The sequence below is a fragment of the Duganella sp. CF458 genome, from assembly GCF_900113115.1.
Lineage (GTDB): Bacteria > Pseudomonadota > Gammaproteobacteria > Burkholderiales > Burkholderiaceae_D > Rugamonas.
In genome coordinates this window covers 246,393-270,875 of record NZ_FOOF01000003.1, presented here as the reverse complement: position 1 = coordinate 270,875, position 24,483 = coordinate 246,393, and the positions used below count along the sequence as shown (strand labels likewise).

Here is a 24,483-nt window from a genome sequence, read left to right as displayed (position 1 = left end):
TCGTCAGATGTTGTATTTTTGCGCTCCGCTGAACTTGCGAACCAAAAGCAAGCATTTGATTCGCATGTGGCTTTCAGAGCGTTCATTCGAGCGGCAGGATCGCCTGGCGATAAGGCTGTGCTTCATTCTCGACATACCAGTTGGCCCACAGGCGGTTGCGCGAGCGGCCGTCCACGATGCGGTCCGGCTCGAGGCTCAGGTAATTGCGCGCGCCGATGTAGCGGTGCGAGGTGCCGGGGAATTTGTACATCGCGGTCGTGATGCCGCCTTCCAGTTGTTCCACCTTGTCGCCGACGTGTTCGAGGTAGAACAGCGCCATCGCTGGCGGCGGCGGGTGGACCACGCCGGACGAAGTCAATTGGTGGATCGTGATCGGCTTGCCCTGGTACTGCTTCTGGCTCGATTCGATGGCGCCGATCGCACCCACGTGCACGTCGCCGGAGAGGATGGTGACGCGGCCGCCGCTACTTTGCGACCATTCCTGCAGGCGGTGAATCAGGCGCAGGCGCTCCCATTGGTGGGTGCGGCTTAGCCAATGGTCTTTCAGGTCGTCTTCCAGTTCCTGCTGGCCAGGCAAGGCGCACAGCAGCATTTCCAGCGTGCTGAAGTCAGGGTGCACGACGGGGATGCTGGACATGATTAGCAAGTGTTTGCAGTCCTGCTGCGCTTCCAGCCAGGTATAGGCGGCTTGCCACGATTGATCGCCCATGACGACGTCCGGCGTGCGCTCGCTGCGCAAATCCAGCACCAGCAGCCCGTATTCACCGACGCGCAATGCCTGGGTGAAGCCTGGCTGCAATGGCAGCCGCAGCGGCACATCGGCTTCCGTTGTGCTGTGCTGCTGGAACAGCAGGAAGTAGTCGCGCGCGATGTTGTAGATCGCCTTGAATACGGGCGACTGTTGGAACTTGTCCGGGTAAGAACCCCAACCATCGATGATGTCGTGATCGTCCCACATCATCACCGTCGGAACGGTGGCGAACATGCGGGCGACATGCGGATAGGCCCACACCTTAAGGTAATTCCCGAAGAAGAAATCGTCGATTTCGGTTTGCAGTGATTTGCTGACCGGCTTGTTGGCGAGTTTTTTGTCGTTCGGCGCGGCAGCCCAGTCGTTGAGGGAGGTCGTGGTCCACATCGCGTCGCTGTAGACCTGGTCGCCGCCCATCAACAGCAGGTGGTATGGACGCTGCACGTGGTTGTCGTGCATCTTGTTCCAGACCGGGTCCTGCGGGATGTCCTTCATTTTCTTGTAGTCGGAGAAGCCGTTGCAAGAGGTGTAGGCGCAGGTGGGGGCGTTGTCGCGCGCCGGCACGGTGAAAGTGAAGGCTTGGCCGTCGACGATGTATTGGACTTGCTGCTCGCGCGTGGCGTGCTGCTCGATGGTGAATCGCCAGCTTTCGACGGTATGCACGGTGCGCCTGTGCAAACGGGTGCGCAAGCGGCGGGAGGCGGTGGCCAGGGGGCGCACTGCGGCAGCCGTGCCGGGCAGCACGGCTGCGGTGACGGCGGGCGGCACGTCGCCCATCCACACTACCAGCGCGCTGACAGTCCACATGCCGTCGTCACAGCCGCAGAACTTCAAGATTGGTCCCAACACTACTGCCATTGCCGTCCTCGCATCATTATCAAATCGTTAAATGATAACTTGTTCGTCGGGCTGCGTGTGTTCCAGCTAACTGACGGCCTACGGTGCGAGTCGTAGCCTGTGACTATTGTTTAACGTCACAAGGAGGCGATCATGGGGAAGTATTTCTTGGCTTGGCTGCTGGGGGTGCCGGGGATTGTGCTGTTGCTGGTGTGGTTGTTCTTCCACTAAAACCGGTAAAGCGGTGTCAGACCCCTGGGGTCTGACACCTTCCTTCGGTTACATGTTGCGGCGATATTGGCCGCCGACTTCGAACAGCGCGGTCGTGATCTGGCCCAGCGAACAGACGCGGGCTGCGTCCATCAGCTTGGCGAACACGTTTTCGTTGTCGATGGCGGCTTTTTGCAGCGCAGCCAGGGCGGCTGGTGCCGCGTCCGCATTGCGGGCGTGGAAGTCCGCCAGGCGGGTCAGCTGCGATTGCTTTTCATCGTCGGTGGAACGGGCCAGTTCGATGGTGGCCGGGGCTTCCGAACCTTTTGGGTTGCGGAAGGTGTTCACGCCGATGATAGGCAGCGAGCCGTCGTGTTTCTTGTGCTCGTACAGCAGCGACTCTTCCTGGATCTTGCCGCGCTGGTAGCCGGTTTCCATTGCGCCCAGCACGCCGCCGCGTTCGGCGATGCGCTCGAATTCCTGCAGAACCGCTTCTTCCACCAGGTCGGTCAGTTCTTCGATGATGAAGGCGCCCTGGTTCGGGTTTTCGTTCTTCGCCAGGCCCCATTCGCGGTTGATGATCAGCTGGATCGCCAATGCGCGGCGGACGGATTCGTCGGTTGGCGTGGTGATCGCTTCATCGTAGGCGTTGGTGTGCAGCGAGTTGCAATTGTCGTAGATTGCGATCAGCGCCTGCAGCGTGGTGCGGATGTCGTTGAAGTCGATCTCCTGTGCGTGCAGCGAGCGGCCCGAAGTCTGGATGTGGTACTTCAGCTTCTGCGAGCGGTCGTTGGCACCGTATTTCTCTTTCATTGCGACGGCCCACAGGCGGCGCGCAACGCGGCCCAGCACCGTGTATTCCGGGTCCATGCCGTTGGAGAAGAAGAATGACAGGTTCGGCGCGAAATCGTCGATATGCATGCCGCGCGCCAGGTAGGCTTCCACGAAGGTGAAGCCGTTGGACAGCGTGAAGGCCAATTGTGAGATCGGGTTCGCGCCGGCTTCCGCGATGTGGTAGCCGGAGATCGACACCGAGTAGAAGTTGCGTACCTGGTGGTGCACGAAGTATTCCTGGATGTCGCCCATCACCTTCAGCGAGAACTCGGTCGAGAAGATGCAGGTGTTCTGGCCCTGGTCTTCCTTCAGGATGTCGGCCTGCACGGTGCCGCGCACGTTCATCAACACCCAGTCCTTGATCTTCTGGAATTCGTCTTCCGAAGGCTGGCGCTTGTTCTCGGCGACGAACTTCTCGACCTGCTGGTCGATGGCGGTGTTCATGAACATCGCCAGGATCGCCGGGGCAGGGCCGTTGATGGTCATCGACACCGAGGTGCTTGGGTTGCACAGGTCGAAGCCGTCGTACAGCACCTTCATGTCGTCCAGGGTCGCGATGGACACGCCGGAGTTACCGATCTTGCCGTAGATGTCAGGACGGATCGCAGGGTCGGCGCCGTACAGGGTGACGGAGTCGAATGCGGTCGACAGGCGCTTCGCATCCATGCCGGTGGACACCAGCTTGAAGCGGCGATTGGTACGGAACGCATCGCCTTCGCCCGCGAACATGCGGGTTGGGTCTTCGCCTTCACGCTTGAAGGCGAACACGCCGGCGGTGAACGGGTAGGAGCCTGGAACATTCTCCAGCATCAGCCAGCGCAGCAGCTCGCCGTGGTCTTCATACTTCGGCAGCGATACCTTGCGGATCTTGGTGCCGGACAGGGTGTGCTGCACCAGGCCGGTGCGGATTTCCTTGTCGCGGATTTTTACGACGTATTCGTCGCCGGCGTAGGCCGCCTGCATGTCCGGCCATTGGGCCAGCAGCTTCTTGGCCGCGCCGTCCATGGCGTGATCGCGTTCGATGATCAGGTCGTCGAAGTCGGCCACCGATTTGCCGGCGACAGCCATCATGCGCTTGGATTCCTGCAGCTGTTGGCGTTCGCGTGCCAGCTTGGCTTGCGCTTGCGTCTTTTTATGATAGCCGCGCACGGTGTCGGAGATCTCGGCCAGGTAGCGCGCGCGTGCCGGAGGAACGATCACGTTCTTGCCGGAGCTGAAACGCACGTCCATCGGAGCCAGCACGCCCTTGGTGGTCTTCAGGCCTTTGCCCGCCAGTACCGGCAGCAGGCCCTGGTACAGGGCTGTCACGCCGTCGTCGTTGAAGCGGGAGGCCTGGGTGCCGAATACCGGCATTTCTTCCGGACGCTTGGTCCACATTTCGCGGTTGCGCTGGTACTGCTTGGCCACGTCGCGCAGTGCATCCTGCGCGCCCTTGCGGTCGAATTTGTTGATCGCGATGAAATCGGCGAAGTCGAGCATGTCGATCTTTTCCAGCTGCGATGCGGCGCCGAATTCCGGCGTCATCACGTACATGGACACGTCGACGTGCGGCACGATCGCGGCATCGCCCTGGCCGATGCCGGAGGTTTCCACGATCACCAGGTCGAAACCGGCGACTTTGCAGGCTGCGACCACGTCAGGCAGGGCCTGGGAGATTTCGGAACCGGCTTCGCGGGTCGCCAGGGAACGCATGAAGACACGGGTCTTGCCGTTCCAAGGGTTGATCGCATTCATGCGGATACGGTCGCCCAGCAGCGCGCCGCCCGATTTGCGGCGCGACGGGTCGATCGAGATCACGGCGATGTTCAGCGCGTCGGCCTGGTCCAGGCGCACGCGGCGGATCAGTTCATCGGTCAGCGAGGATTTACCTGCGCCGCCGGTGCCGGTGATGCCCAGGGTTGGCGCGGTGACGGCCTTGGCTGCCTCCGTCAGTTCGGCGCGCAGCTTGTCGGATGCCTTGCCGTTTTCCAGTGCGGTGATCAACTGGGCCAGGGGGCGGTGGCGCTGTTCGATATCGCCGCTGCGGATGGCATCCAGCTGGGTCGGGGAGTAGGTGGACAGGTCGACGTCGCATTGCTGCACCATCCACTGGATCATGCCGACCAGGCCCATGCGCTGGCCGTCTTCCGGCGAGAAGATGCGGGTCACGCCGTAGTCGTGCAAGTCCTTGATTTCGCTTGGAACGATCACGCCGCCGCCGCCGCCGAACACCTTGATGTGCGAACCGCCGCGCTGGCGCAGCAGGTCGATCATGTACTTGAAGTATTCGACGTGGCCGCCCTGGTAGGAGGAGATGGCGATGCCTTGCACATCTTCGGTCAGCGCCGCGGTGACCACTTCGTCCACCGAGCGGTTGTGGCCCAGGTGGATCACTTCGGCGCCCTGCGATTGCAGGATGCGGCGCATGATGTTGATCGAGGCGTCGTGGCCGTCGAACAGGGACGCGGCGGTGACAAAGCGGACTTTGTTCGCGGTCTTGGCCTGCTCTGGCTCAGCGGACAGTTTCTTGGCGTTGGCGAGGTCGTTCATGTTTTGTGTTCCTTGGAACGGGGAATGTTGATTATATGACGTTTACGTTAACGTCAAGTCAAGCAAAACCGGCAGATCGGTGTCAGACCCTGCGGGTCTGACACCGGTTTACCGGTTTTCAGGCAGCGTGTGCGTGAGAGCCGTCTTTGAACACAGCCATCAACTTCGCCTTATTCACCTGATACTCGGCCACAGCCTTTTCCTTCACATGGCCAAAGCCACGAATCTTCTCCGGCAAATTGGCGAGCGCCACCGCCTGTTCATGGTTCGCAGCAGACAGCCCACCCAGCAGCTCAGCAATAACGCCGCGGAACTCGGTGATCAGCGCGCGTTCCATCTTACGCTCCTCGGTATAGCCGAAGATATCGAAAGTGCCGCCACGCAGGCCCTTGAACCTGGCCAGCAGGGTGAACGCCTTCCACATCCACGAACCATATTCCGCCTTGACCAGGTGGCCCTTGGCATCCTTCTTCGCGAACAGCGGCGGCGCCAGGTTGAATTTCAGCGAGAAATCGCCTTCAAACTGGGTCTTCAGCTGCTCGACGAAGCGGCCATCGGTGTACAGGCGCGCCACCTCATATTCATCTTTATAGGACATCAGCTTGAACAGCGACTTGGCCACCGCGGTCGACAGCTTGTTGCCCAGGCCCAGCAGGGTCTCTTTCGAACGCACTTGCTGCACCAGGTCTTCATAAGTCGCGGCGTAAGCAGCGTCCTGGTAAGCGGTCAGGAACTCAACGCGCTTCTTGATCACGTTTTCCAACGACTGTGGCATCTGCACCACGACGGCCTGGGTCGGGGTTGCGATCTTTTCCACGCGCTTGAAGTCGACAGCGGCGCGACGGCCCCACAGGAAGCTCTTCTTGTTCGACTCAACGGCCACGCCATTCAGCTCGATGGCACGCAGCAGGGCGGCTTCGCTCAGCGGAATGCGGCCCTTCTGGAAGGCGTAGCCCATCATGAACAGGTTGGACGCAATCGAGTCGCCCATCAGTGCAGTCGCCAGCTTGGTGGCGTTGATGAAGTCCACAGACTGCGCGCCGCCGACGGATTCGGTGATCAGCGCTTCCACGCTTTCAGCCGGATACTGCCAGTCGGCGTTCTGCGCGAAGGTGCCTGGCGGCTGCTCATGCTGGTTGACGATGGCGAAGGTGCGGCCCGGGCGCATCTTCGATACGGCGTCGTAGGCGCCGGAGGTCAGCATGTCGCAGCCCAGGATCAGGTCCGCTTCGCCGGTGGCGATGCGTTGCGCGCGCAGGTGGGCCGGGGTCTTCGCCACTTTGACGTGGGAAGTCACGGAGCCGTTCTTCTGCGACATGCCGGTCATGTCCAGCACCGAGGCGCCTTTACCTTCCAGGTGCGCGGCCATGCCCATCAGCGCGCCGACGGTAATCACGCCGGTACCGCCGATACCGTTGATCAGGATGTTGTATGGCTGCTCGATACTTGGCAGTACTGGTGGCGGGACATCGCCCCAGTCGTCGGTCTTCGCGGTGCCGGTCTTGGTCTTCTTCAGCGTGCCGCCTTCGACGGTGACGAAGGATGGGCAGAAGCCCTTGGTGCACGAGTAGTCCTTGTTGCAGCTCGACTGGTCGATGGTGCGCTTGCGGCCGAATTCAGTTTCCTTCGGCAGGATCGACACACAGTTGGACTGGATGCCGCAATCGCCGCAGCCTTCGCATACGGCTTCGTTGATGACCATGCGCTTGTTCGGGTCAGCGAACTCGCCCTTCTTGCGGCGGCGGCGCTTCTCGGCGGCGCAAGTCTGGTCGTAGATGATGACGGTGCAGCCAGGCAGCTCACGCAGTTCGCGCTGCACGGCATCCATCTCCTTGCGGTCATGCAGGGAAACGATGGAAGGCAGGGCGGAACGGTCGGTGTAGCGCGACAGGTCTTCAGTCACCAGCGCGATGCGTTTGATGCCTTCGGCCGCCATCTGCTGCGCGATCATCGGCACCGACACGGTGCCGTCGACCGGCTGGCCGCCGGTCATGGCCACGGCGTCGTTGTACAGGATCTTATAGGTGATGTTGACTTTCGCAGCAACGGCGGCGCGGATCGCCAGATAGCCGGAGTGGAAGTAAGTGCCGTCGCCCAGGTTCTGGAATACGTGCGGCACTTTGCTGAATGCCGCCTGGCCGATCCACGGCGTGCCTTCGCCGCCCATATGCGTGGTCAGCTTGTTCATCTCAGGGTAGATCGAAGTTGCCATCACGTGGCAGCCGATGCCGGCCAGCGCGAAGGAACCTTCCGGTACCTTGGTCGAAGTGTTGTGCGGGCAGCCGGAGCAGTAGAAAGCCGGGCGGAACGGCGTCTCGATCGCCTTCTTCAGCACGGCGTCTTTCGCTTCCAGGAAGGACAGGCGGGCCTTGATCTGGTCCTGGATCGAAGCGTCGGCGATGTAGCGCGCCACGCGGCTCGCAATCACGCGCGCCACTTGCGATACCGAGAAGTCCGCTTTCGGCGGCAACAGCCATTCGCCGCGCGGGGCAACCCACTCGCCCTTGTCGTCGAACTTGCCGATGATGTGCGGACGCACGTCGTCGCGCCAGTTGTACAGCTGTTCCTTCAGCTGGTATTCGACGAACTGGCGCTTCTCTTCCACCACCAGGATTTCGTCCAGGCCCTGTGCGAATTCACGCACCGAGTCCGGCTCCAGCGGCCATGGCATGGAGACCTTGAACAGGCGCAGGCCAACCTTGGCGGCCATGGCTTCGTCGATGCCCAGTTCTTCCAGCGCTTCCAGCACGTCCAGGTAGGACTTGCCGGAGGCGATGATGCCCAGCTTGGCGTCCTTGGAATCGATGGTGGTGTGATTCAGCTTGTTCTCGCGAGCGTAAGCCAGGGCCGCGTAGATTTTGTAGTCCTGCATCAGCGCTTCCTGGTTGCGCGCTTGCTGGCCCAGCGGGATCGAGGACAGGCGGGCATTCAGGCCGCCTTCCGGCATCACGAAGTCTTTCGGGATCTTCACCTCAACGCGGAACGGATCGGCATCGATCGAAGCGCTCGACTCCACGGTGTCCGCCAGCGCCTTGAAGGCGACGGCGCAACCGGAGAAGCGCGACATGGCCCAGCCGTGGATACCGAGGTCGATGTATTCCTGCACATTGCATGGATACAGTACCGGGATCATGCAGGCGGAAAAGATGTGGTCCGACTGGTGCGGCAGGGTGGACGAGTAAGCACCGTGGTCGTCGCCGGCCACCAGCAGGATGCCGCCGTTCTTGGACGTACCGGCATGGTTCATGTGCTTGAAGACGTCGCCGCAGCGGTCCACGCCCGGGCCCTTGCCGTACCACATCGCGAACACGCCGTCGTACTTGGCCGGGCCAATCAGGTCAACCTGCTGCGAGCCCCAGACGGCAGTCGCCGCCAGGTCCTCATTCACGCCTGGGACGAATTGCACATTGTGCTGTTCCAGGTGCTTTTGCGCCTTCCACAACGTCTCATCCAGGCCGCCCAGCGGAGAGCCGCGGTAGCCGGAGATGAAACCGCCGGTGCTCAAGCCGTCGCGCGCATCGCGCAATTGCTGCATCATTGGCAGGCGCACCAGCGCCTGGATGCCGGACAGGAAGACTTTACCGGTGGTGGAAGTGAATTTGTCGTCGAGGGTGACGTCGTTTAGTACAGGCGAGTTGCTGCCGTCTGGCATGGTGGCTGTCTCCAAAATCATGATTCGGTGCGTGCCTGGCATTGGTCGGCGCCGGGTAAGCGCGTCCTTGCCTAAGTCACAATGCCTGCGGGTGTGCAAGCCTTTTCAACTTTTAAGTTTACGGGTTACTTTACGTATACGGAAATACGGTTTGGGGATGGGGGTATAAGAAAAAATGATGGCTCGACGAACAATTCTGGTGGCGGCAGCAGTGTGCTTAGCCAGCCCGGCGCTGGCCTTGGCCGGCGTGGCGCGCAAGATGCAATTGGTAACCAGCCACTTGCCCTCGCTGGTACATGAAAGCGGCGATCAGGGCGCCTTGCAGGAGATCGTGGCGGAGTTGTGCCAGCGGGCCGGCCTGAAGCCTGCGACCCAGTTCGTACCCTGGCGCCGCGCGCAGTTCCTGGCCACCACCATGCCAGCCACCGCCATCTACCCGCTGACCCGACTATCCGAGCGTGAAGCGCACTACCGCTGGCTGGTGCCGCTGTTGGACGAGAATTATGTCTTGCTGGCCGTGCGCGGCAAGCTGCTGCCGGTGGAACAGATGAAGGGCAAGCGCATCGCCCTGCTGCGCGGCGCCGCCCAGGCCGCTATCCTGAAAGAGCAGGGTTTCACGCGCTTTGTCGAAGCCAGTTCGATCGACGAAGTGCACCGCTTCCTGCTGGGCGGCATGGCCGACGCGGCGTTTGGCGAGCGCCGCATCATCGCCGCGTCCCTGAAAGGGCACGGCTCGGATGCAGGCGACTTCGAAACCAGCGCCCCGGTACGCACCACCACGGCCTGGTTGGCAGGATCCCTGGACTTCGACGACACCGACAGCGCCCTGTTCCAGCGCGCGTTAGACAACATGCGCGCTGACGGCACCTTGCGCCGCATTCTGGCAAGACATAAGCTGACCTAACACAGCCCAGCCCGTGTCCCACCATGGGGTCACACCCGAAATGGGACACGAACCCGGCCGTAAATAATTCAGTTGGAAAGCAAACGGGCACCAGGCCAGGTATTGCGCTGGCAGAGGTCGGTCGCCACTTGTTGGGTCAGCGCGGCGATCGCGTTGGCGGCGTTGGTCAGGGGGATATTGCGGGAGGCGCACAACACCACAGTGCGACTGATGGCGGGGTTGTTGATCCGCACGCTGCGCATCTGGCCAAGTTCGATTTCCGGCAGGACCGGCGCTACCGGCAGGATGGTCGCGCCCATGCCGGCCATGATGGCGGACTTCAGGATGGCGATCGAGTTGATTTCGATGACATTTCCGATGGACAGGCCGGCGGCGCGCGCGATGGCTTCGATGCGTGGCCGCACGCCGTGTTGCAGTCCAGGCAATATTAATGTGGTGTTCAGGGCTTGCTGCAGCGTGACGCTTTCGTTGTCGCTGAACCACACCGCGTCATGGCGGCAAATGAAGCGCAGTTCTTCTTCCGCCAATGGGGTGGTGGAGAACGGAGTCAACTGGCCGTCGTCGAACAGCACGGCCAGGTTGACGCGTCCGCTTTTGAGCTGTTCTGCCAGGTTTCCGGTCAGTTCTTCGGTCAACTGCAGCGTAATGTCGGGATATTGCTCGCGGGCAGCGGTCAACAGGGGCAGCGCCAGGGCACCGGAAATACTGTGCGGCAAGCCCATGGTGACGCTGCCCGACGGGCGGGCCGACTGGGTAACGGCGGAGCGGGCGTCGGCCACCTGCTTCAAGATCGCCTGGGCATGGTCGTAAAACACTTTGCCGGCATCGGTGCTGACGACGCCTTGGGCACTGCGGTGCAAGAGCTGGGCGCCCAGTTCTTCTTCAAGCTGGCGCAATTGCTGGGTCAGGGCGGGTTGCGCAACGTGCAATACCAAGGCGGCGCGCGACAACGATCCGTGGTCGACGATTGCAACAAAATAGCGCAGTTGGCGAAGTTCCATATTCCCGTAGGATAACATTGTGTATACTTATTCTAACGTTCTTCACGGATTTATCTCGCGAGCCTCACCATGTTAAAGAAAGTCGATTCGGCGCAGTTAAAGGTCGGCATGTATATCCACGACCTGAGCTGTGACTGGATGACCCACCCGTTTGTCCGCAACCGCTTCGAGATTTCGAGCCAGGAGCAGATCCAGAAAATCATCCAGGCCGGCATCCACGACGTGGTGATCGACGCGTCCAAAGGGCTGGACGTGGAGGATGCGCCGTCGCTGGCCGAGGCCCAGGCCGCGACCGAGCGCGAAGTCGAAGCGATCGCCAAAGAGCCGTCGCGCATCATCCGGACTTCCCTGGGTGAAGAGTTGCAGCGCGCGGCACAGATCCGCACGCAGGCTGCCGGGGTGGTGCGCAATGTGATGGCCGATGCCCGTCTCGGCAAGGCAATCGAAATCGGTTCCGTGCAGCCGGTGGTGCAGAACATCACCGAATCGATCTTGCGCAACCCGGGCGCCTTGCTGGGCCTGCTGCGCATCAAGTCCAAGGACGATTACACCTTCCTGCATTCGGTCAGCGTGTGCGCCTTGTTGGTGGCGTTCGCCAATGCGCGCAACCTGGACCAGGACATCATCCGCGAAGCCGGCCTTGGCGGCTTGCTGCACGATACCGGCAAGGCCCTGGTGCCGGACGCGATCCTGAACAAGCCGGGCCCGCTGACCGATGAAGAATTCACCATCATCAAGAAGCACCCAGTGGATGGCTTCAACATCCTGAAGCAGTCCCCCGAGGTGCCGGCACTGGCGCTGGACATTACGCTGCACCACCACGAGCGGCGTGACGGCACCGGTTACCCGGACAAACTGGCGGGGGACGAAATCAGCGAAATCGCGCAGATGGCGGCAATTGTCGACGTTTACGACGCGATTACGGCAGACCGCGTCTATCACAAGGGACTGCCGGCAGCGGCCGCCCTGCGCAAGATCTACGAGTGGAGCAAGCACCATTTCAATCCGCAGCTGGTGCAGGAATTCATGCGCTGCGTCGGCATCTACCCGGTTGGTACCCTGGTGATGCTGGAATCGGGCCGTCTCGGCGTGGTGGTCGAGCCGCACGAAAGCAACTTGCTGGCGCCGAAGGTGAACGTGTTCTTCAATACGAAAAACAATGTGTACATCAAGCCGGAAACTGTCGACCTGTCGCGCGGCCTGGGTTTTGGCGGCGGCGACAAGATCGTCGGCCATGAATCGGCGGCGAAATGGCAGGTGGACCCGATGCGCTTCCTGACGCTGGCCTGAGCCTGAACCTCAGAAGAATTCGGCGGTATCGTTCGATTCGACGGTCTGCAACTGGCCGCCGCTGACCAGCTCGTCGTAATGGCACGCCATATTGCGGCCATGGCTCTTGGCGTAGTACAGCGCCTGGTCGGCACGGCCGAGGATGATTACCGGCGCTTCATAGGCGCTGATGCTGACGAAGCCGACGCTCACCGTGACCTGCCCCACTTGCGGGAACTCGTGCTGTTCCACGTTCATCCTGAAGCGTTCGATGATCTTCTTGGCGTTATCCAGGGTGGAAGAGCGCAGCAGCACCACGAATTCCTCGCCGCCGAAACGGAACACGCGGTCCTGCGCGCGGAACGAGGATTGCAGCAGGTTGGCGATCAGGATCAACACTTCATCGCCGTATAAATGCCCGAATTTGTCGTTAACTGCCTTGAAATGGTCGACATCGACCACCGCCAGCCATTGTTTTTCCTGCTCCTGCGGCGTGCGGCGCTCGTGGCCGTCCGGCGGCAGCGCTAGCACGTCGTGCTCGGCTGAGGCCTGCAGCATCTTGGCCAACTGGTCGTCGAAGGTCTTGCGGTTCAGCAGGCCCGTCAGCGAGTCGCGCTCGCTGTAATCGAGCAGGTTCTGGAAATTGCGGTACACGCTGACAATGCCGCCAATGATATGGATGGTGTCGCTGGTGTACGGGGTCGGATTGATGATTTCCAGGCAAGTGTCGGCCTTGTCGCCCATCCAGATCGGTAGCCAGAGTGTGTGCTCACCCTCGGGCGACATGTAGTCTGCGCTCGATTCATGGTGGGCCAGGCAGCGCGCCAGGGCAGGGAAGTTGCTGACCGGGTCGCCCGCAATGGCCGGGTCCATGTAGTCCTCCATGCGCGCAGGGCGGCCTTGCTCGATCACGGCGCGCGCACGTACATACAGCTGGCCTCGCACATTGACGATGCTCAGCACGCGTGCCTGCGTGGCGGACGCCAATTCCGCTACCGCCGAGATCACCGAGATGTCGAGCATCGTGTGATCGCGGTGGCCGGTCATGTCCACCATATGTTTCAGAAGGGAATCCATGTGAGTGTCCGGTAACTAGGCGCTCAGCGGCAAAGCAAGGGGCTTTCTAAAGAATAGCTGATCAGGATAAATCTTTTTTGCATTCTCGGCAATTAACTTTGCGTGGTTTCATGCAAAACGCAACCTCATTGCAACACCCCTCCCATACCTCCAGTGTGACATAGAACACCGCACAGTGAGAAAAAGTTCTGTGCGGAAAGCTTGCGCAATATCAACTTGCTCGTAGGAATGGCTCCTATAGTGAAGTCAATGATGCGCAGCCCAGGTGTCAGAGTTTTCCTAGCGAAGGAGATCATCATGAAAGCACTTTCTGCAGTGAGGCGTTTCATCAGGGATGAGCGGGGCGTGACGGCAATCGAGTATGGCCTGATCGCGTCGCTGATTGCACTGGCAGTAGGCACGGCCATGACCAGCGTCTCGACCGAGCTGACTGACGTGTTCAACCGCGTGGTCGACGCACTGACGCCTTGATGGGCTGGCTGGCGCCCGGCGGCGGCCGGGTTGCCAGCCTTTTCGCCATGAGCGGACTTGAAATCATCCTGCTGTGCCTGGTGCTCCAGGCAGCAGTATCGGACCTGGCCTGGCGCCGGATTCCCAATGTACTGGTGGCGGCGGGCCTGTTGCTGGCGCTGGCACTTCACTGGCGCCTGGGCGGCGCCAGCGCACTGCTGGCGCAGGGATTGGCCGGTGCGACAGTAGGTTTGCTGCTGTTCCTGCCTTTCTATGTACTGGGCGGCATGGCGGCGGGCGACGTCAAGCTGGCGGCCATGGCGGGCAGCTTTGTCGGGCCTTGGCAGGCGCTGCAGCTTTCCTTGTTGAGCGCGATGGCGGGCGGCGTACTGGCCCTGTGTTACCTGCAAATGGCGCGCTGGCGTGGCGGCAAGGCGGAAGGCATGCCCTATGCCGTAGCGATTGCAGCCGGCACCTTGGCCACCGTTGCGTTGGCGCATCGCTGATCTTTGCTCCGCCTCAATATCCAACTGGAAACCCATGGCTATCATCGTTTCCAACAGGAGGTCACCATGATCGATTTTGCAGACGACGAGCAGCCGCTATTGCCGACCCCGCCGCGCACGGTGCGCGACACCGGCCTGGAACCGGCCATGCTGGCCGAGCTGGCGGGCAAGGCCTTGCTGGGGGCCGGCAAATGCCATTTATCGGCGCTGACCAGCCGCCTGCGGCTGTCGATCAATGTGTTGCGCGAGGTGCTGGACACTTTGCAAGGCGAGCAACTGGTGGAGGTGGCATGGCGCGGCGATTCCGAGATCGACGTGCAGTACCAGCTGACCGGTATCGGCCGCCAGCGCGCGGCCGAGTGGCTCGACCGCGCGCCGTATGTCGGCCCGGCACCGGTCCCGCTCGAAGCCTGGCGCGCCCAGTTGCAGCGCCAGGCCCTGCAACTGCCGCCGGTGCTGGCGGCCGACGTGGCCGGCGTGTTCGCCGACGATTGCCTGCCGCCGCGCATCCATGAATTGGTGGGCGCGGCCATGCATGCGGGACGTTCGGTGTGCCTGTACGGGCCCTCCGGCAGCGGCAAGACCACGCTGGCGCGCAAGCTGGGACGCCTGCTGCAAGGCGTGGTGGCGGTGCCGTATGCGGTGGCGGTGGGCAGCGCCATCATCCAGTTGTACGACGCGGCGGTGCACCTGGCGCCGCCGCCGTTGCCGGGCCGGCCCGCCATTGCCCGCAGCGGCGATATGCGCTGGTTGCTGTGCCAGCGCCCCGTGGTGCAGCTGGGCGCCGAACTCGAAGGCGCCATGCTCGACCTGCGCCACGATGCGGCTGGCGGCTGCTACCTGGCGCCGCCCCAGCTCAAGGCTTGCCATGGCTTGCTGATCATCGACGACCTGGGACGCCAGCGCGTGCCGGCCAGTGCGCTGCTCAACCGCCTGGCGCAATTGCTCGATACCGGCACCGACCAGCTTGCACTGCCGGGCGGCCATGCCTTCAGCGTGCCGTGCCAGGCAGCGCTGGCGTTTGCCACCAACCTGGCGCCGCACACCTTGCTCGATGGGGCTGCGTTGCGCCGCATCGGTTACAAGGTCGCGCTGGGGCCCTTGCCGGAAGCCAGCTACCGCAGCCTGCTGCGCCAGCAATGCCGGGCGCGCGGCATCGAGGCCGACGAAGCGGCGCTGGCCTACCTGGTCGGCGAACTGCACCAGGGCAGCGGCCAGCCCTTGCTGGCCAGCCTGCCGCGCGAAATCGTGGCGCGCGTGGCCGAATTTGCCGGCTTCGCCGGTACCGTGCCGAGCCTGAATCCCGCCACGCTGGACCAGGCCTGGTCCAGCATGTTCGCCGATGGTGCCGTATGAAGAGCCGGCGCGCCTTGCTGATGCTGGGACTGGCGATGGTGCTGGGACTGGCCGCCGTGTTGCTGGCGTCGCGCTGGCTGCGCCAACCCGCTGCGTCCACCGTGCGCATCGCGGTGGCGGCAGTCGATGTCGGCCTGGGCCAGCGCCTGGCGCCGGAGATGGTGTCGCTGGCCGAGTGGCCGGCCGGCAGCGTGCCGACCGGCGCCCAGCGCGAACCGGCAGCGCTGGCAGGCCGCGTGCTGAAGGCCAGCGTGCAGCGCGGCGAGCCGGTGACGGAAGCCAAGCTGGCGCCGGCCGGCACGCTGGGCGGGCTGTCGGCCCTGATCGCCGAAGGCAAGCGCGCCATCACGGTGCGCGTCAACGACGTGGTGGGCGTGGCCGGCTTTGCCTTGCCGGGCAACTTCGTCGATATCCTGGTGTATGCGCCGGCGCAGAACAACGGCAGCAACGGCAGTGAAGCCGCGCTGTCGAAGATCGTGCTGGAACGCATCCTGGTCCTGGCCGTGGCGCAGGAAGTGGCGCGCGACGACACCAAGCCGCGCGTGGTCAATGCCGTCACGCTGGAAGTCACGCCCGGCCAGGCCGAGCAACTCGACCTGGCGCGCAGCGTCGGCACGCTGTCGCTGGTGCTGCGCAACCAGGTCGACCCGCAGCCCGGCGCGACGCCGGGCGCCACCCGCCACAGCGTGCTTGGCGCGGGCGCCGCTGCGGCGACCGCAACTGCCGTTGCCGCAAGCTTGCCGGCCGCGGCGCCCCCCGCCGCACCGCGCCTGGCGCGGGCCGTATTGCCACCTTCCGCCGAGCCGGCGCGCTACTGCATCGGCGTCATCGACGGCAACCGCAGCGGCAAGGAATGCTTGTGAGGAGCCGACATGCGATTCGCACCTACCTGCCTGCCGGCCGCGCTGGCCCTGTTGCTCCTCCCGGCCGCCCCGGCGCATAGCGACAGCCTGCGTTGCGCCGGAGCGCCCGCCGTTCCCGGCAAGCTGGCGCTGGAACTGGGCAAGTCCACCTTGATGCGCCTGTCCGACACCGTGAGCGGGCGCAGCATCGGCAACCCCCACGTGCTGCAGGCCACCCTGGTGGCGTCCGATACGCTTTACCTGGTCGGTGCCGAGATCGGCAGCACCAACCTGATCGTGCAAGTCAAGTCGGGCGCCTGCAGCGTCGTGGAAGTCGCGGTGGCGCTCGACGTCTCGCCGCTGCGCGCCAGCCTGGCGGAACTGCTGCCGCAGGAGCGCGGCATCAAGGTCAGTGCCGCTGCCGATGCCATCGCCCTGAGCGGCAGCGTGAGCGATGGCGCCACACTGGCGCAAGTGCTGGACCTGGCGCAAGCCTTCGTGCGCCAGGCGCCGCAGCCGCTGGCGCGCAAGGAAGGCGCGCCGGCGCAGCCGTCGGCGCCGGGCCCGCGGCTGGTCAACCTGCTGGCGGTCAGCGCGCCGCAGCAGGTCAAATTGGAGGTGAAGGTGGCCGAAGTGTCCAAGACCCTGCTCGACAAGCTGGAAGCGGGCCTGTCGCTGCGCCACGCCAGCGGCAGCTGGAGCGCCATGGTGCTGGCTGACTTCCTGAGCGGCACGCTGGGCAGCGGCCTGCGGTTGACGAAATCGAACGGCAGCAGCGTGCGGCTCGATGCGGAGCGGCAGGACGGCCAGGTGCGCATCCTGGCCGAGCCGACCGTGATGGCGCTGAGCGGGCAGGAAGGCAACTTCCTCGCCGGCGGCAAGGTGATGGTGCCGGTGGCGCAGGAGAACAACCGCATCACGCTGGAGGAGAAGGAATTCGGCGTCGGCCTGAAATTCACGCCCACCGTGCTGGCGGGCGGGCGCATCAACCTGAAAGTGGCGCCGGAAGTATCGGAGTTGTCGCGCGACGGCATCGGCGTGAGCAACGGCAGCATCAGCGGGCGCGCCATCTTCCCCCTGATCACCACGCGCCGCGCCAGCACCACGGTGCAGCTGCAGGACGGCCAGAGCTTTGCCATCGGTGGCCTGATCCGGCACACGCAGGTCAACAACATCAAGGGTGTGCCGTTTCTCAGCGAAATACCGGTGCTGGGCGCGCTGTTCCGCAGCACCGACTTCCAGAACGATCGCAGCGAACTGCTGTTCGTGATCACCGCCCACCTGGTCAAGCCGGAAGGCGACGGTGCCGGGCTGGATGGCGCGGCGGCGGCGGCGGCCCAGGCGCGCTACCGAAAATCCTTCAGCGATCCGGCAGCGGACCTGGGAGAACGCAAATGAAGCGGCAGCGCGAGCGCGGCGCGATCCTGATGCTGACGGCTTTCGTGCTGCCGCTGGCGATCGGCGTGTGCGGGCTGGCGCTGGAGCTGTCGATGGCGTTCCAGCGCCAGGGCCAGTTGCAGCAGGTCGCCGACGCGGTGGCGCTGAGCGCGGCCCAGCAACTCGATGGCACGGCCAGCGGCGTTTCGGGCGCGGTGGTGGCCGCCAGTGCCGCAGTGCTGAACCGCCGCGTGCGCGGCGTCGACCGCGTCGTGCTGAATCCCGCGGTGCTGTCGTTTGCCGCCGATCCGGCCGGCCCCTGGCTGGACTTCAGCGCAGCGCAGGGAGCCCCTGGCGGGCTGCGGTATGCGCGCGCCGACATGGCCGGGCAGGGCGACGCCTTCACTGTCCTGCCGGTGGCGTTCGGCCGCCTGCTGGGCGGCGCGGCCGCCACCATGGTCGGCGCCCGCGCCGTGGCCGGCCCGAACGGCTTGCGCGTGCTGCCGCTGGCGATCTGCGCACCGAGCAGCGTTGCCACCGCCACCCGCTTCAACGGCGCCGGCCTGGACGAGCGCATCGATTACGGCTTGCGCTTTGGCCTCACCTACAACCTGCTGGCACTGAATCCGGCGCCCGGTGCCGGCAGCGGCGAGTACTTCCTGATCGATCCGGCCAGCCCGCCCGGCAGCGCCGCGGTGCCGGCCAGCAGCGCCGACAGCCAGGTGGCGCCGTTCATGTGCGTCGGCAAACTGGCCTACCCTTCGCTGGCCGGCGCCCTGCATTTGCGCCGCAACGCAGGCTTCGGCCTGTGGCAGCAGCTCAACTCGCGCTTCGGCATATACAACGGCAGCGATGCCTGCGATCCCTACACGGCGCCGCCGGACAGCAACGTGCGCGAGTACCGCGGCACCCTGGCCAGCTGGATGAACAGCTACCCGCCGCAGGCCGCGGCGGCCGCCGGCACGCCGGCCGCCGGCAAGCCCCTGATGACAGTCGCCGACGGCGCCTATCCGCTGCCGGCCGTCGCCGCGGCGCAGTACGGCACGCTGTGGGCTTACGGGCCTGCCAGGCGGAGCAACAACAGTGCCTTCCTGTTCAGCCATTGGACCAGCCTGTATCCCGCCGCACCGGCCTTCAGCAGTACGGGCACCAACTGGCCGGCGTCGGGCGCCTACAACAACACCGGCTTCAAGACCGCGCCCACGGGCTACCCGGGCCGCAAGGACCGGCGCCTGCTGTATGTTCCCCTGCTGGCATGCCCGGTCGCGGCCGGCGCCAATGTGGATGGCACGGTGTTGGCCGTGGCGCGCTTTTTCCTGACGGCGCAGGCCACGGCCACGGAAGTGCCGGGCGAGTTCGCCGGCATCCTGAGCGCCAAGGAGCTGGCGGCGCTGGCGACCGACGTGGAACTGCTGCGATGAGGCGCCGGCGCTGCCGCGGCGTCGCCGCCATCGAGGCTGCCCTGGTGATGGCGGGGCTGGCGCCGTTGCTGGTGCTGGCACTGAACATGGGACGGCTGGCCATCAATGGCGCGGCGGTGGACCGGGCCGCCAGCAATGCGGCGCGCTTCCTGTCCACCGTGCCGCTGGAAATCCTGCGCGACGGCAGCCGGCGCACGGTGGCACTGGACAGTGCGCGTGCGCTGATCGACCAGACGCTGGCTGCGGCGGCAGTCGATGTCCAGACACTGCGCGTGGAATTCCTGTGCGACCCGGGCAATTGCAACGCGCTGCTGCTGACCGATACGCCAAGCAAGGTCGGCGTGCTGGTGAGCGTCGACAATCAGGCCATCGTGGATTTTGGCACCGTGCCGGTGACGCTGGCCGTGTATGCGGAGGTCGGCCGTGATGACTAAGCCCGGCCTCCAGCGCGGCAGCGCGACGGTGGAATTCGGCCTGGTGTGCGTGGTGTTCATGCCCTTGCTGTTCGCCATGTTCGAATACGGGCGCCTGCTGTTCCTGTGGAACACGCTGCCGGAAGTGACCCAGCGGGCGGCACGCGCCGCCGCCATCACGGACTTCAGCAACCCGGCGGCGATGCAGGCGCTGCGCCGCTCGGCGCTGTTCCGCGACGACGATGGCGCTTTGCCGCTGGCGCCGAACGTCAGCAGCGCCACTATCCGCATCGAATACCTGTGGCAGAACGCCGCCGGCGAACTGGCCCGGCTGCCCCTGCTGCCGGCCTGCCCCATGGCCAACCGCATCAATTGCGCACGCGATTCGCACGGCCCAGGCTGCATCAGCTTCGTGCGGGTCAGCCTGTGCGGCAGCGGCGCCGACTGCCCGGCACTGGCCTATGAGCCGTTGCTGCCCATGGTGCCGGTGCCGGGGGTGATGCCGTCCTCCAGCACGCTGGTGGCCGCCGAATCGCTTGGCTATACGCCGGGCCAGGCGCCTTGCCCCTGAACCTGCAAGCAAAGGAGGTCCCATGAAAGCGCTGTTGATCAGCAACGACGAACGCTTGCAGGCGGAGCTGGCGGCACAGGGCTCGGCGCGCCTGCCGGCGCTGCTGCTGGCGCATACGCGGCGCGACTTGCGCGATGCACTGGAACGGCTGCTGCCGCAGCCGCCGGAACTGGTGCTGTTCGACGCCAGCGAAGTGGCGCCGGCCCAGGCCGAGCTGCTGGAACCGTTGGCGCGCCATTATCCCGACGCCTCCTTCATCCTGCTGACGCGCGCGCCGCAACACGAGCTGCTGATCCGCGCCATGCGCGTCGGCATGCGCGAAGTGCTGCAGCTGCCGCTGGTGCACCGTGCCCTGCACGAGGCGCTGGACCGCATCGAGATCGAGCGCGGCGTGACCGCGGTGCGCGAGGGCAAGGCGCTGGCCTTCATTTCCTGCAAGGGCGGCAGCGGTGCCACCTTCCTTGCCACCAATTTCGGCTACGCACTGGCGGCGCTGGCCGGGCGCAAGGTGCTGCTGCTCGACCTGCACGGCCAGTTCGGCGATGCCACATTGTATGTGTCGGACCAGAAGCCGGCCATGACCCTGTCCGATATCTGCAGCCAGATCGGCCGGCTCGACCCTGCCTTCCTGGAATCGTGCCTGGTGCATGTGGCGCCCGGCTACGGCGTACTGGCGGCGGCCGACGACCCGGCGCTGGCCACGCAAATGAAGCCGGACCACATCGACGCCATCCTGCGCGTGGCGCGCCAGCATTACGACTACGTGCTGCTGGACGTGGGGCGCCAGATCGATGCGCTGTCGCTGCGCGCGCTGGACCAGGCCGACGCCATCTATCCGGTGCTGCAACTGGCGCTGCCCGATATCCGCGACGGGCGCCGCCTGCTCGACATCTTCCGCTCGCTGGGCTACCCGCAGGAGCGCACCCGCCTGATCGTCAACCGCTACGAAAAGGGCGGCAAGCTGCGCCTGGCCGACCTGGAACAGGCGCTGGGCGCCGACGTGCTGCACACGGTGCCCAACGATTACCTGTCCGCCACCGATTCGGTCAACCAGGGCATTCCGCTGCTGCAACTTGCCCGCAGCAGCCCGGTGGCGCGCAGCCTGGCGGAGCTGGTGGAGACGGTGACCGAGCGCCGCCTGCCCGAAAGCAAAGGCTTGTTCGACCGGCTGTTCGGCCGCGCCGAAACTTCGATGGGAGAATGACATGAGCTTGCGCGAACGCCTGGCCCTGGGCGACGATGGACAGCAGGCGCCGAGTGCCCCGGCCATGGCCGACGGCGCCTACCAGGAGCTGAAGAAGTCCATGCACCAGATGATCCTGGAGCGCATCGACCTGGAACGCCTGAAACGCCTGACACCGGAACAGTTCAAGCACGAATTGGCGCTGCTGGTGGCGCGCATCGTCGACGACGAACGCATTGTGCTGAACCAGGGCGAACGCCATAAGCTGGTGCTGGACATCCAGAACGAGATGCTGGGCTTCGGGCCGCTGGAACCACTGCTGGCCGATCCCGGCGTGTCGGACATCCTGGTCAATACCCATGCCCAGGTCTACGTTGAACGCACCGGCCGGCTGGAGCTGACCGGCATCAGCTTCCACGACAACACGCACCTGATGAAGATCATCGAGAAGATCGTCTCGCGCGTGGGCCGGCGCGTCGATGAATCGAGCCCGATGGTCGATGCCCGCCTGCCGGATGGTTCGCGCGTCAACGCCATCATTCCGCCGCTGGCGGTGGACGGACCGATCCTGTCGATCCGCCGCTTCTCGGCGCAGCCGCTGTCGATGGAAAAGCTGCTGGAGTTCAAGAGCCTGACGCCGCCCATGTCGGAAGTGCTGAAGGCGTTGGGACAGGCGCGCCTGAACGTGCTGATTTCGGGCGGTACCGGCAGCGGCAAGACCACGCTGCTCAATGTGCTGTCCGGCTTCATCCCGTCCAGTGAACGCATCGTCACGATCGAAGACGCGGCCGAGCTGCAACTGCGGCAGCCGCACATCGTGCGCCTGGAAACCCGCTTGCCGAACGTGGAGGGAAAAGGCGAAGTGACGCAGCGCGCGCTGGTGCGCAATGCGCTGCGCATGCGCCCCGACCGCATCATCCTGGGCGAAGTGCGCGGCGCCGAGGCGATCGACATGCTGCAGGCCATGAATACCGGCCACGAGGGTTCGTTCGCCACCATCCACGCCAACTCACCGCGCGATGCGTTGTCGCGGCTGGAGAGCATGGTCGGCATGGCAGGCGCCAACCTGGCGCCGCGCACCGCGCGCCAGCAGATCTGCTCCGCCATCACGGTGGTGATGCAGCTCTCGCGCCTGACCGACGGCACGCGCAAGCTGGTCAGCCTGCAGGAAGTCACCGGCATGGAAGGCGACACTGTGGCGATGCACGAGATTTTCCATTTCGAGCAGACCGGCGTGGATGCGCAGGGCAGGGTGCAGGGGCACTACTACGCCACCGGCGTGCGGCCGCGCTTTGCCGAACGCCTGCGCATGTTCGGCGTGCCGGTGCCTGACAGCGTCTTCGATCCCGGCAGGGTGTACGAATAAGGAGGCGGCCATGAATTTCGCCTGGACCGGTTTTTCCGTCCTGCTGTTCGCTGCAGTGATCTGCTTGTGCGAGGGCGTGTGGCTGTGGTGGAGCAGCACCCATGGCAACGGCGCGCAGCGTATCGCACGCCGCTTGCGGCTGATGTCGGGCCGTACCGACAGTGCCGGCGGCGGCATCAGCATCCTCAAGGAGCGCCGTTACGCCAAGTCGCCGGCCCTTGACGCGCTGCTGCGGCGCATGCCGCACATCGGCACGCTGGACCGGCTGCTGCTGCAAGCGGGACTGGGCTGGCAGGTGGCGCGCTTCCTGCAAGTGCAGGCAGCTGCTGCGTTGGCCGGCCTGCTGGTTCCAGCCGTGTTGCACTTCCCGCCGCTGCCTTCGGTCATTGCCGGCGCGCTGTCATTGACGGCACCGGCCTTCCTGCTGCTGCGCGCGCGCGCCGCCCGTGTGCGCCGCATCGAGTCGCAGTTGCCGGAAATGGCCGACTTTCTGGCGCGCGGGCTGCGCGCCGGCCACTCCTTCGCCAATGTGATGCAGATGGCGGGCGACGAAGTGGCCGATCCGCTGGGCGGCGAGTTCCGCGCCACCTACGAGGAAGTCAATTTCGGCGTCACCATGCAGGACGCCCTGCACAACCTGGCGGCGCGCGTGCCGCTGACAGACCTGCGCTACCTGGTGATCGCAGTACTGATCCAGCGCGAATCGGGCGGCAACCTGGCCGAGTTGCTGGACAATGTGTCGCGCATGACGCGCGCGCGCCTGCAGCTGTTGGCGCAAGTGCGGGTGATGTCGGCTGAAGGGCGCATGTCGGCCTGGGTCCTGACCTTGATGCCGCTCGGACTGATGGCTGCGATGCAGGTGACCAACCCGAAATACAGCGCAGTCCTGTGGCAGGACCCCAATGGGCAACGCATGCTGTGGTACGGTGCCTGCGCCATGGTGGCCGGCATGTTGTGGATGCGCCAGGTGATCAGGGTGCGCGTATGAGCGGCGCCGACCTGCGCGGCATCCTGCTCCTGCTGCTGGTGTTTGCCGTGGTGACGGGCCTGGCGCTGTGGGCGATGCTGGCCCTGTCCAGCGTGCCTTTGCGCGAGCGCCTGAAATCCTTCACCGGCTCCGCCGAAGCAACGCCCACGCCCGGCCAGGGCGAGTGGATCGAAAAGGTGGCGCGGGTGGCGGAGCCGTTCAGCCGCCTTTCGCTGCCCGAAGACGGTTGGGAGCAGTCGGCATTGCGTACCCGCTTCATGAACGCCGGCTGGCGCCATCCAGCCGCGCCAAAGCTGTATTTTGCAGCCAAGACCCTGCTCGCACTGGCCCTGCCGGCGCTGGTTGCCACGCTGGCAAACAACGCCAGCAACGGCCATCTGCTGCTGGTGTTGTTTGCCAGCGCCGCCATCGGTTACTACCTGCCGAACGGAGTCCTGGCGCGTCGCGCCGAGATGCGCCAGCGCGATATCTTCGAAAGCCTGCCGGATGCGCTCGATTTGCTGACCATCTGCGTCGAGGCAGGTTTGAGCATGGAGCGCGCGCTGGCCAAGGTCGCCGGCGAAATCCACATCAAAAGCCTGGCGCTGGCGCAGGAGTTGCAGCTCGTGCTGATGGAGATGCGCTCCGGCTTTTCCAAGGAGCGTGCGCTGCGCAACCTGGCCTTGCGCAGCGGGGTGGAGGATGTCGATGCGCTGGTGGCGATGCTGGTGCAGGCGGAGCGCTTCGGCACCAGCATGGGCGACTCTTTGCGTGTGCACGCGGATAACCTGCGCCGCAAGCGCGCCGTGGTGGCGCAGGAGGCTGCGGCCAAAGTGGCGCTGAAGCTCCTGTTTCCGCTGATCTTCTGCATTTTTCCCGCGCTGCTGATCGTGTTGCTGGGGCCAGCATCGATCCAGATGAAGGCCGTATTCCATCCTGTTGCGCAAAGCGCGCGTTAGGAGCTTGC

At 64.4% G+C, this 24,483-nt stretch carries 19 protein-coding genes; 14 read left to right on the top strand and 5 right to left on the bottom strand.

Annotated features, from left to right (window positions below; translation table 11 throughout):
- Positions 1–82: 82 nt before the first annotated feature.
- From BM269_RS06435 to BM269_RS06425, 3 genes are all read right to left on the bottom strand, one after another.
- The gene (locus BM269_RS06435) at positions 83–1,609 is read right to left on the bottom strand and encodes an alkaline phosphatase D family protein (protein WP_090436184.1); all 1,527 of its coding nucleotides are present in this window, start codon (positions 1,607–1,609) and stop codon (positions 83–85) included.
- A 258-nt stretch (positions 1,610–1,867) separates the two neighbouring features.
- Positions 1,868–5,161, bottom strand: coding sequence for a fused isobutyryl-CoA mutase/GTPase IcmF (icmF, locus tag BM269_RS06430; RefSeq protein ID WP_090436183.1), 3,294 nt, complete (start codon positions 5,159–5,161; stop codon positions 1,868–1,870).
- Between the two features lie 118 nt (positions 5,162–5,279).
- Positions 5,280–8,813, bottom strand: coding sequence for an indolepyruvate ferredoxin oxidoreductase family protein (locus BM269_RS06425; RefSeq protein WP_229204519.1), 3,534 nt, complete (start codon positions 8,811–8,813; stop codon positions 5,280–5,282).
- A gap of 175 nt (positions 8,814–8,988) precedes the next feature.
- Here BM269_RS06425 and BM269_RS06420 point away from each other — a divergent pair, with 175 nt between their 5' ends.
- On the top strand, positions 8,989–9,717 hold the full coding sequence (locus BM269_RS06420; protein WP_229204518.1) for a substrate-binding periplasmic protein: 729 nt from the start codon (positions 8,989–8,991) through the stop codon (positions 9,715–9,717).
- Between the two features lie 68 nt (positions 9,718–9,785).
- Here BM269_RS06420 and BM269_RS06415 read toward each other — a convergent pair whose 3' ends face one another.
- Positions 9,786–10,718, bottom strand: coding sequence for a LysR substrate-binding domain-containing protein (locus tag BM269_RS06415; protein WP_090436182.1), 933 nt, complete (start codon positions 10,716–10,718; stop codon positions 9,786–9,788).
- 69 nt (positions 10,719–10,787) lie between these two features.
- Between BM269_RS06415 and BM269_RS06410 the strand changes: the two genes are divergently transcribed.
- The gene (locus tag BM269_RS06410) at positions 10,788–12,008 is read left to right on the top strand and encodes an HD-GYP domain-containing protein (protein ID WP_090436181.1); all 1,221 of its coding nucleotides are present in this window, start codon (positions 10,788–10,790) and stop codon (positions 12,006–12,008) included.
- A 9-nt stretch (positions 12,009–12,017) separates the two neighbouring features.
- Here the strand turns inward: BM269_RS06410 and BM269_RS06405 are convergent, their stop codons facing one another.
- Positions 12,018–13,064 carry a GGDEF domain-containing protein gene (locus BM269_RS06405; protein WP_090436180.1) on the bottom strand — a complete coding sequence of 349 codons (1,047 nt, stop codon included), beginning with the start codon at positions 13,062–13,064 and terminating at the stop codon, positions 12,018–12,020.
- A gap of 297 nt (positions 13,065–13,361) precedes the next feature.
- Between BM269_RS06405 and BM269_RS06400 the strand changes: the two genes are divergently transcribed.
- From BM269_RS06400 to BM269_RS06345, 12 genes are all read left to right on the top strand, one after another.
- Entirely contained in the window at positions 13,362–13,535 is a 174-nt protein-coding gene (locus BM269_RS06400) for a Flp family type IVb pilin (RefSeq protein ID WP_090436179.1), read from the top strand.
- A gap of 47 nt (positions 13,536–13,582) precedes the next feature.
- A complete protein-coding gene (locus tag BM269_RS06395; RefSeq protein WP_090436296.1) occupies positions 13,583–14,020 on the top strand; it encodes an A24 family peptidase in 438 nt (145 codons plus the stop codon).
- A 66-nt stretch (positions 14,021–14,086) separates the two neighbouring features.
- Positions 14,087–15,376, top strand: coding sequence for an ATPase (locus tag BM269_RS06390; RefSeq protein WP_090436295.1), 1,290 nt, complete (start codon positions 14,087–14,089; stop codon positions 15,374–15,376).
- A complete protein-coding gene (gene cpaB / locus BM269_RS06385) occupies positions 15,373–16,239 on the top strand; it encodes a Flp pilus assembly protein CpaB (protein WP_090436178.1) in 867 nt (288 codons plus the stop codon). The genes BM269_RS06390 and cpaB overlap by 4 nt, the downstream gene beginning before the upstream one ends.
- Before the next feature lie 9 nt (positions 16,240–16,248).
- Positions 16,249–17,616 carry a type II and III secretion system protein family protein gene (locus tag BM269_RS06380; protein ID WP_090436177.1) on the top strand — a complete coding sequence of 456 codons (1,368 nt, stop codon included), beginning with the start codon at positions 16,249–16,251 and terminating at the stop codon, positions 17,614–17,616.
- Positions 17,613–19,016: a pilus assembly protein TadG-related protein gene (locus tag BM269_RS06375; protein ID WP_090436176.1), complete on the top strand. Its 1,404-nt coding sequence runs from the start codon at positions 17,613–17,615 to the stop codon at positions 19,014–19,016. The genes BM269_RS06380 and BM269_RS06375 overlap by 4 nt, the downstream gene beginning before the upstream one ends.
- Entirely contained in the window at positions 19,013–19,450 is a 438-nt protein-coding gene (locus BM269_RS06370) for a hypothetical protein (protein ID WP_090436175.1), read from the top strand. The genes BM269_RS06375 and BM269_RS06370 overlap by 4 nt, the downstream gene beginning before the upstream one ends.
- Entirely contained in the window at positions 19,443–20,000 is a 558-nt protein-coding gene (locus BM269_RS06365; protein ID WP_229204526.1) for a TadE/TadG family type IV pilus assembly protein, read from the top strand. The genes BM269_RS06370 and BM269_RS06365 overlap by 8 nt, the downstream gene beginning before the upstream one ends.
- Positions 20,001–20,022: 22 nt before the next feature.
- On the top strand, positions 20,023–21,204 hold the full coding sequence (locus BM269_RS06360; protein ID WP_090436173.1) for a CpaE/TadZ family protein: 1,182 nt from the start codon (positions 20,023–20,025) through the stop codon (positions 21,202–21,204).
- Between the two features lies 1 nt (position 21,205).
- A complete protein-coding gene (locus BM269_RS06355) occupies positions 21,206–22,549 on the top strand; it encodes a TadA family conjugal transfer-associated ATPase (protein ID WP_090436172.1) in 1,344 nt (447 codons plus the stop codon).
- A 10-nt stretch (positions 22,550–22,559) separates the two neighbouring features.
- On the top strand, positions 22,560–23,537 hold the full coding sequence (locus tag BM269_RS06350) for a type II secretion system F family protein (RefSeq protein ID WP_090436171.1): 978 nt from the start codon (positions 22,560–22,562) through the stop codon (positions 23,535–23,537).
- Positions 23,534–24,475: a type II secretion system F family protein gene (locus BM269_RS06345; RefSeq protein WP_090436170.1), complete on the top strand. Its 942-nt coding sequence runs from the start codon at positions 23,534–23,536 to the stop codon at positions 24,473–24,475. The genes BM269_RS06350 and BM269_RS06345 overlap by 4 nt, the downstream gene beginning before the upstream one ends.
- Positions 24,476–24,483 lie beyond the last annotated feature (8 nt).

Bases quoted from the DNA above. Each gene is read 5' to 3' on its own strand.
- BM269_RS06435 (WP_090436184.1), bottom strand. From the start codon at position 1,609: ATGGCAGTAGTGTTGGGACCAATCTTGAAGTTCTGCGGCTGTGACGAC.
- icmF (WP_090436183.1), bottom strand. From the start codon at position 5,161: ATGAACGACCTCGCCAACGCCAAGAAACTGTCCGCTGAGCCAGAGCAG.
- BM269_RS06425 (WP_229204519.1), bottom strand. From the start codon at position 8,813: ATGCCAGACGGCAGCAACTCGCCTGTACTAAACGACGTCACCCTCGAC.
- BM269_RS06420 (WP_229204518.1), top strand. From the start codon at position 8,989: ATGATGGCTCGACGAACAATTCTGGTGGCGGCAGCAGTGTGCTTAGCC.
- BM269_RS06415 (WP_090436182.1), bottom strand. From the start codon at position 10,718: ATGGAACTTCGCCAACTGCGCTATTTTGTTGCAATCGTCGACCACGGA.
- BM269_RS06410 (WP_090436181.1), top strand. From the start codon at position 10,788: ATGTTAAAGAAAGTCGATTCGGCGCAGTTAAAGGTCGGCATGTATATC.
- BM269_RS06405 (WP_090436180.1), bottom strand. From the start codon at position 13,064: ATGGATTCCCTTCTGAAACATATGGTGGACATGACCGGCCACCGCGAT.
- BM269_RS06400 (WP_090436179.1), top strand. From the start codon at position 13,362: ATGAAAGCACTTTCTGCAGTGAGGCGTTTCATCAGGGATGAGCGGGGC.
- BM269_RS06395 (WP_090436296.1), top strand. From the start codon at position 13,583: ATGAGCGGACTTGAAATCATCCTGCTGTGCCTGGTGCTCCAGGCAGCA.
- BM269_RS06390 (WP_090436295.1), top strand. From the start codon at position 14,087: ATGATCGATTTTGCAGACGACGAGCAGCCGCTATTGCCGACCCCGCCG.
- cpaB (WP_090436178.1), top strand. From the start codon at position 15,373: ATGAAGAGCCGGCGCGCCTTGCTGATGCTGGGACTGGCGATGGTGCTG.
- BM269_RS06380 (WP_090436177.1), top strand. From the start codon at position 16,249: ATGCGATTCGCACCTACCTGCCTGCCGGCCGCGCTGGCCCTGTTGCTC.
- BM269_RS06375 (WP_090436176.1), top strand. From the start codon at position 17,613: ATGAAGCGGCAGCGCGAGCGCGGCGCGATCCTGATGCTGACGGCTTTC.
- BM269_RS06370 (WP_090436175.1), top strand. From the start codon at position 19,013: ATGAGGCGCCGGCGCTGCCGCGGCGTCGCCGCCATCGAGGCTGCCCTG.
- BM269_RS06365 (WP_229204526.1), top strand. From the start codon at position 19,443: ATGACTAAGCCCGGCCTCCAGCGCGGCAGCGCGACGGTGGAATTCGGC.
- BM269_RS06360 (WP_090436173.1), top strand. From the start codon at position 20,023: ATGAAAGCGCTGTTGATCAGCAACGACGAACGCTTGCAGGCGGAGCTG.
- BM269_RS06355 (WP_090436172.1), top strand. From the start codon at position 21,206: ATGAGCTTGCGCGAACGCCTGGCCCTGGGCGACGATGGACAGCAGGCG.
- BM269_RS06350 (WP_090436171.1), top strand. From the start codon at position 22,560: ATGAATTTCGCCTGGACCGGTTTTTCCGTCCTGCTGTTCGCTGCAGTG.
- BM269_RS06345 (WP_090436170.1), top strand. From the start codon at position 23,534: ATGAGCGGCGCCGACCTGCGCGGCATCCTGCTCCTGCTGCTGGTGTTT.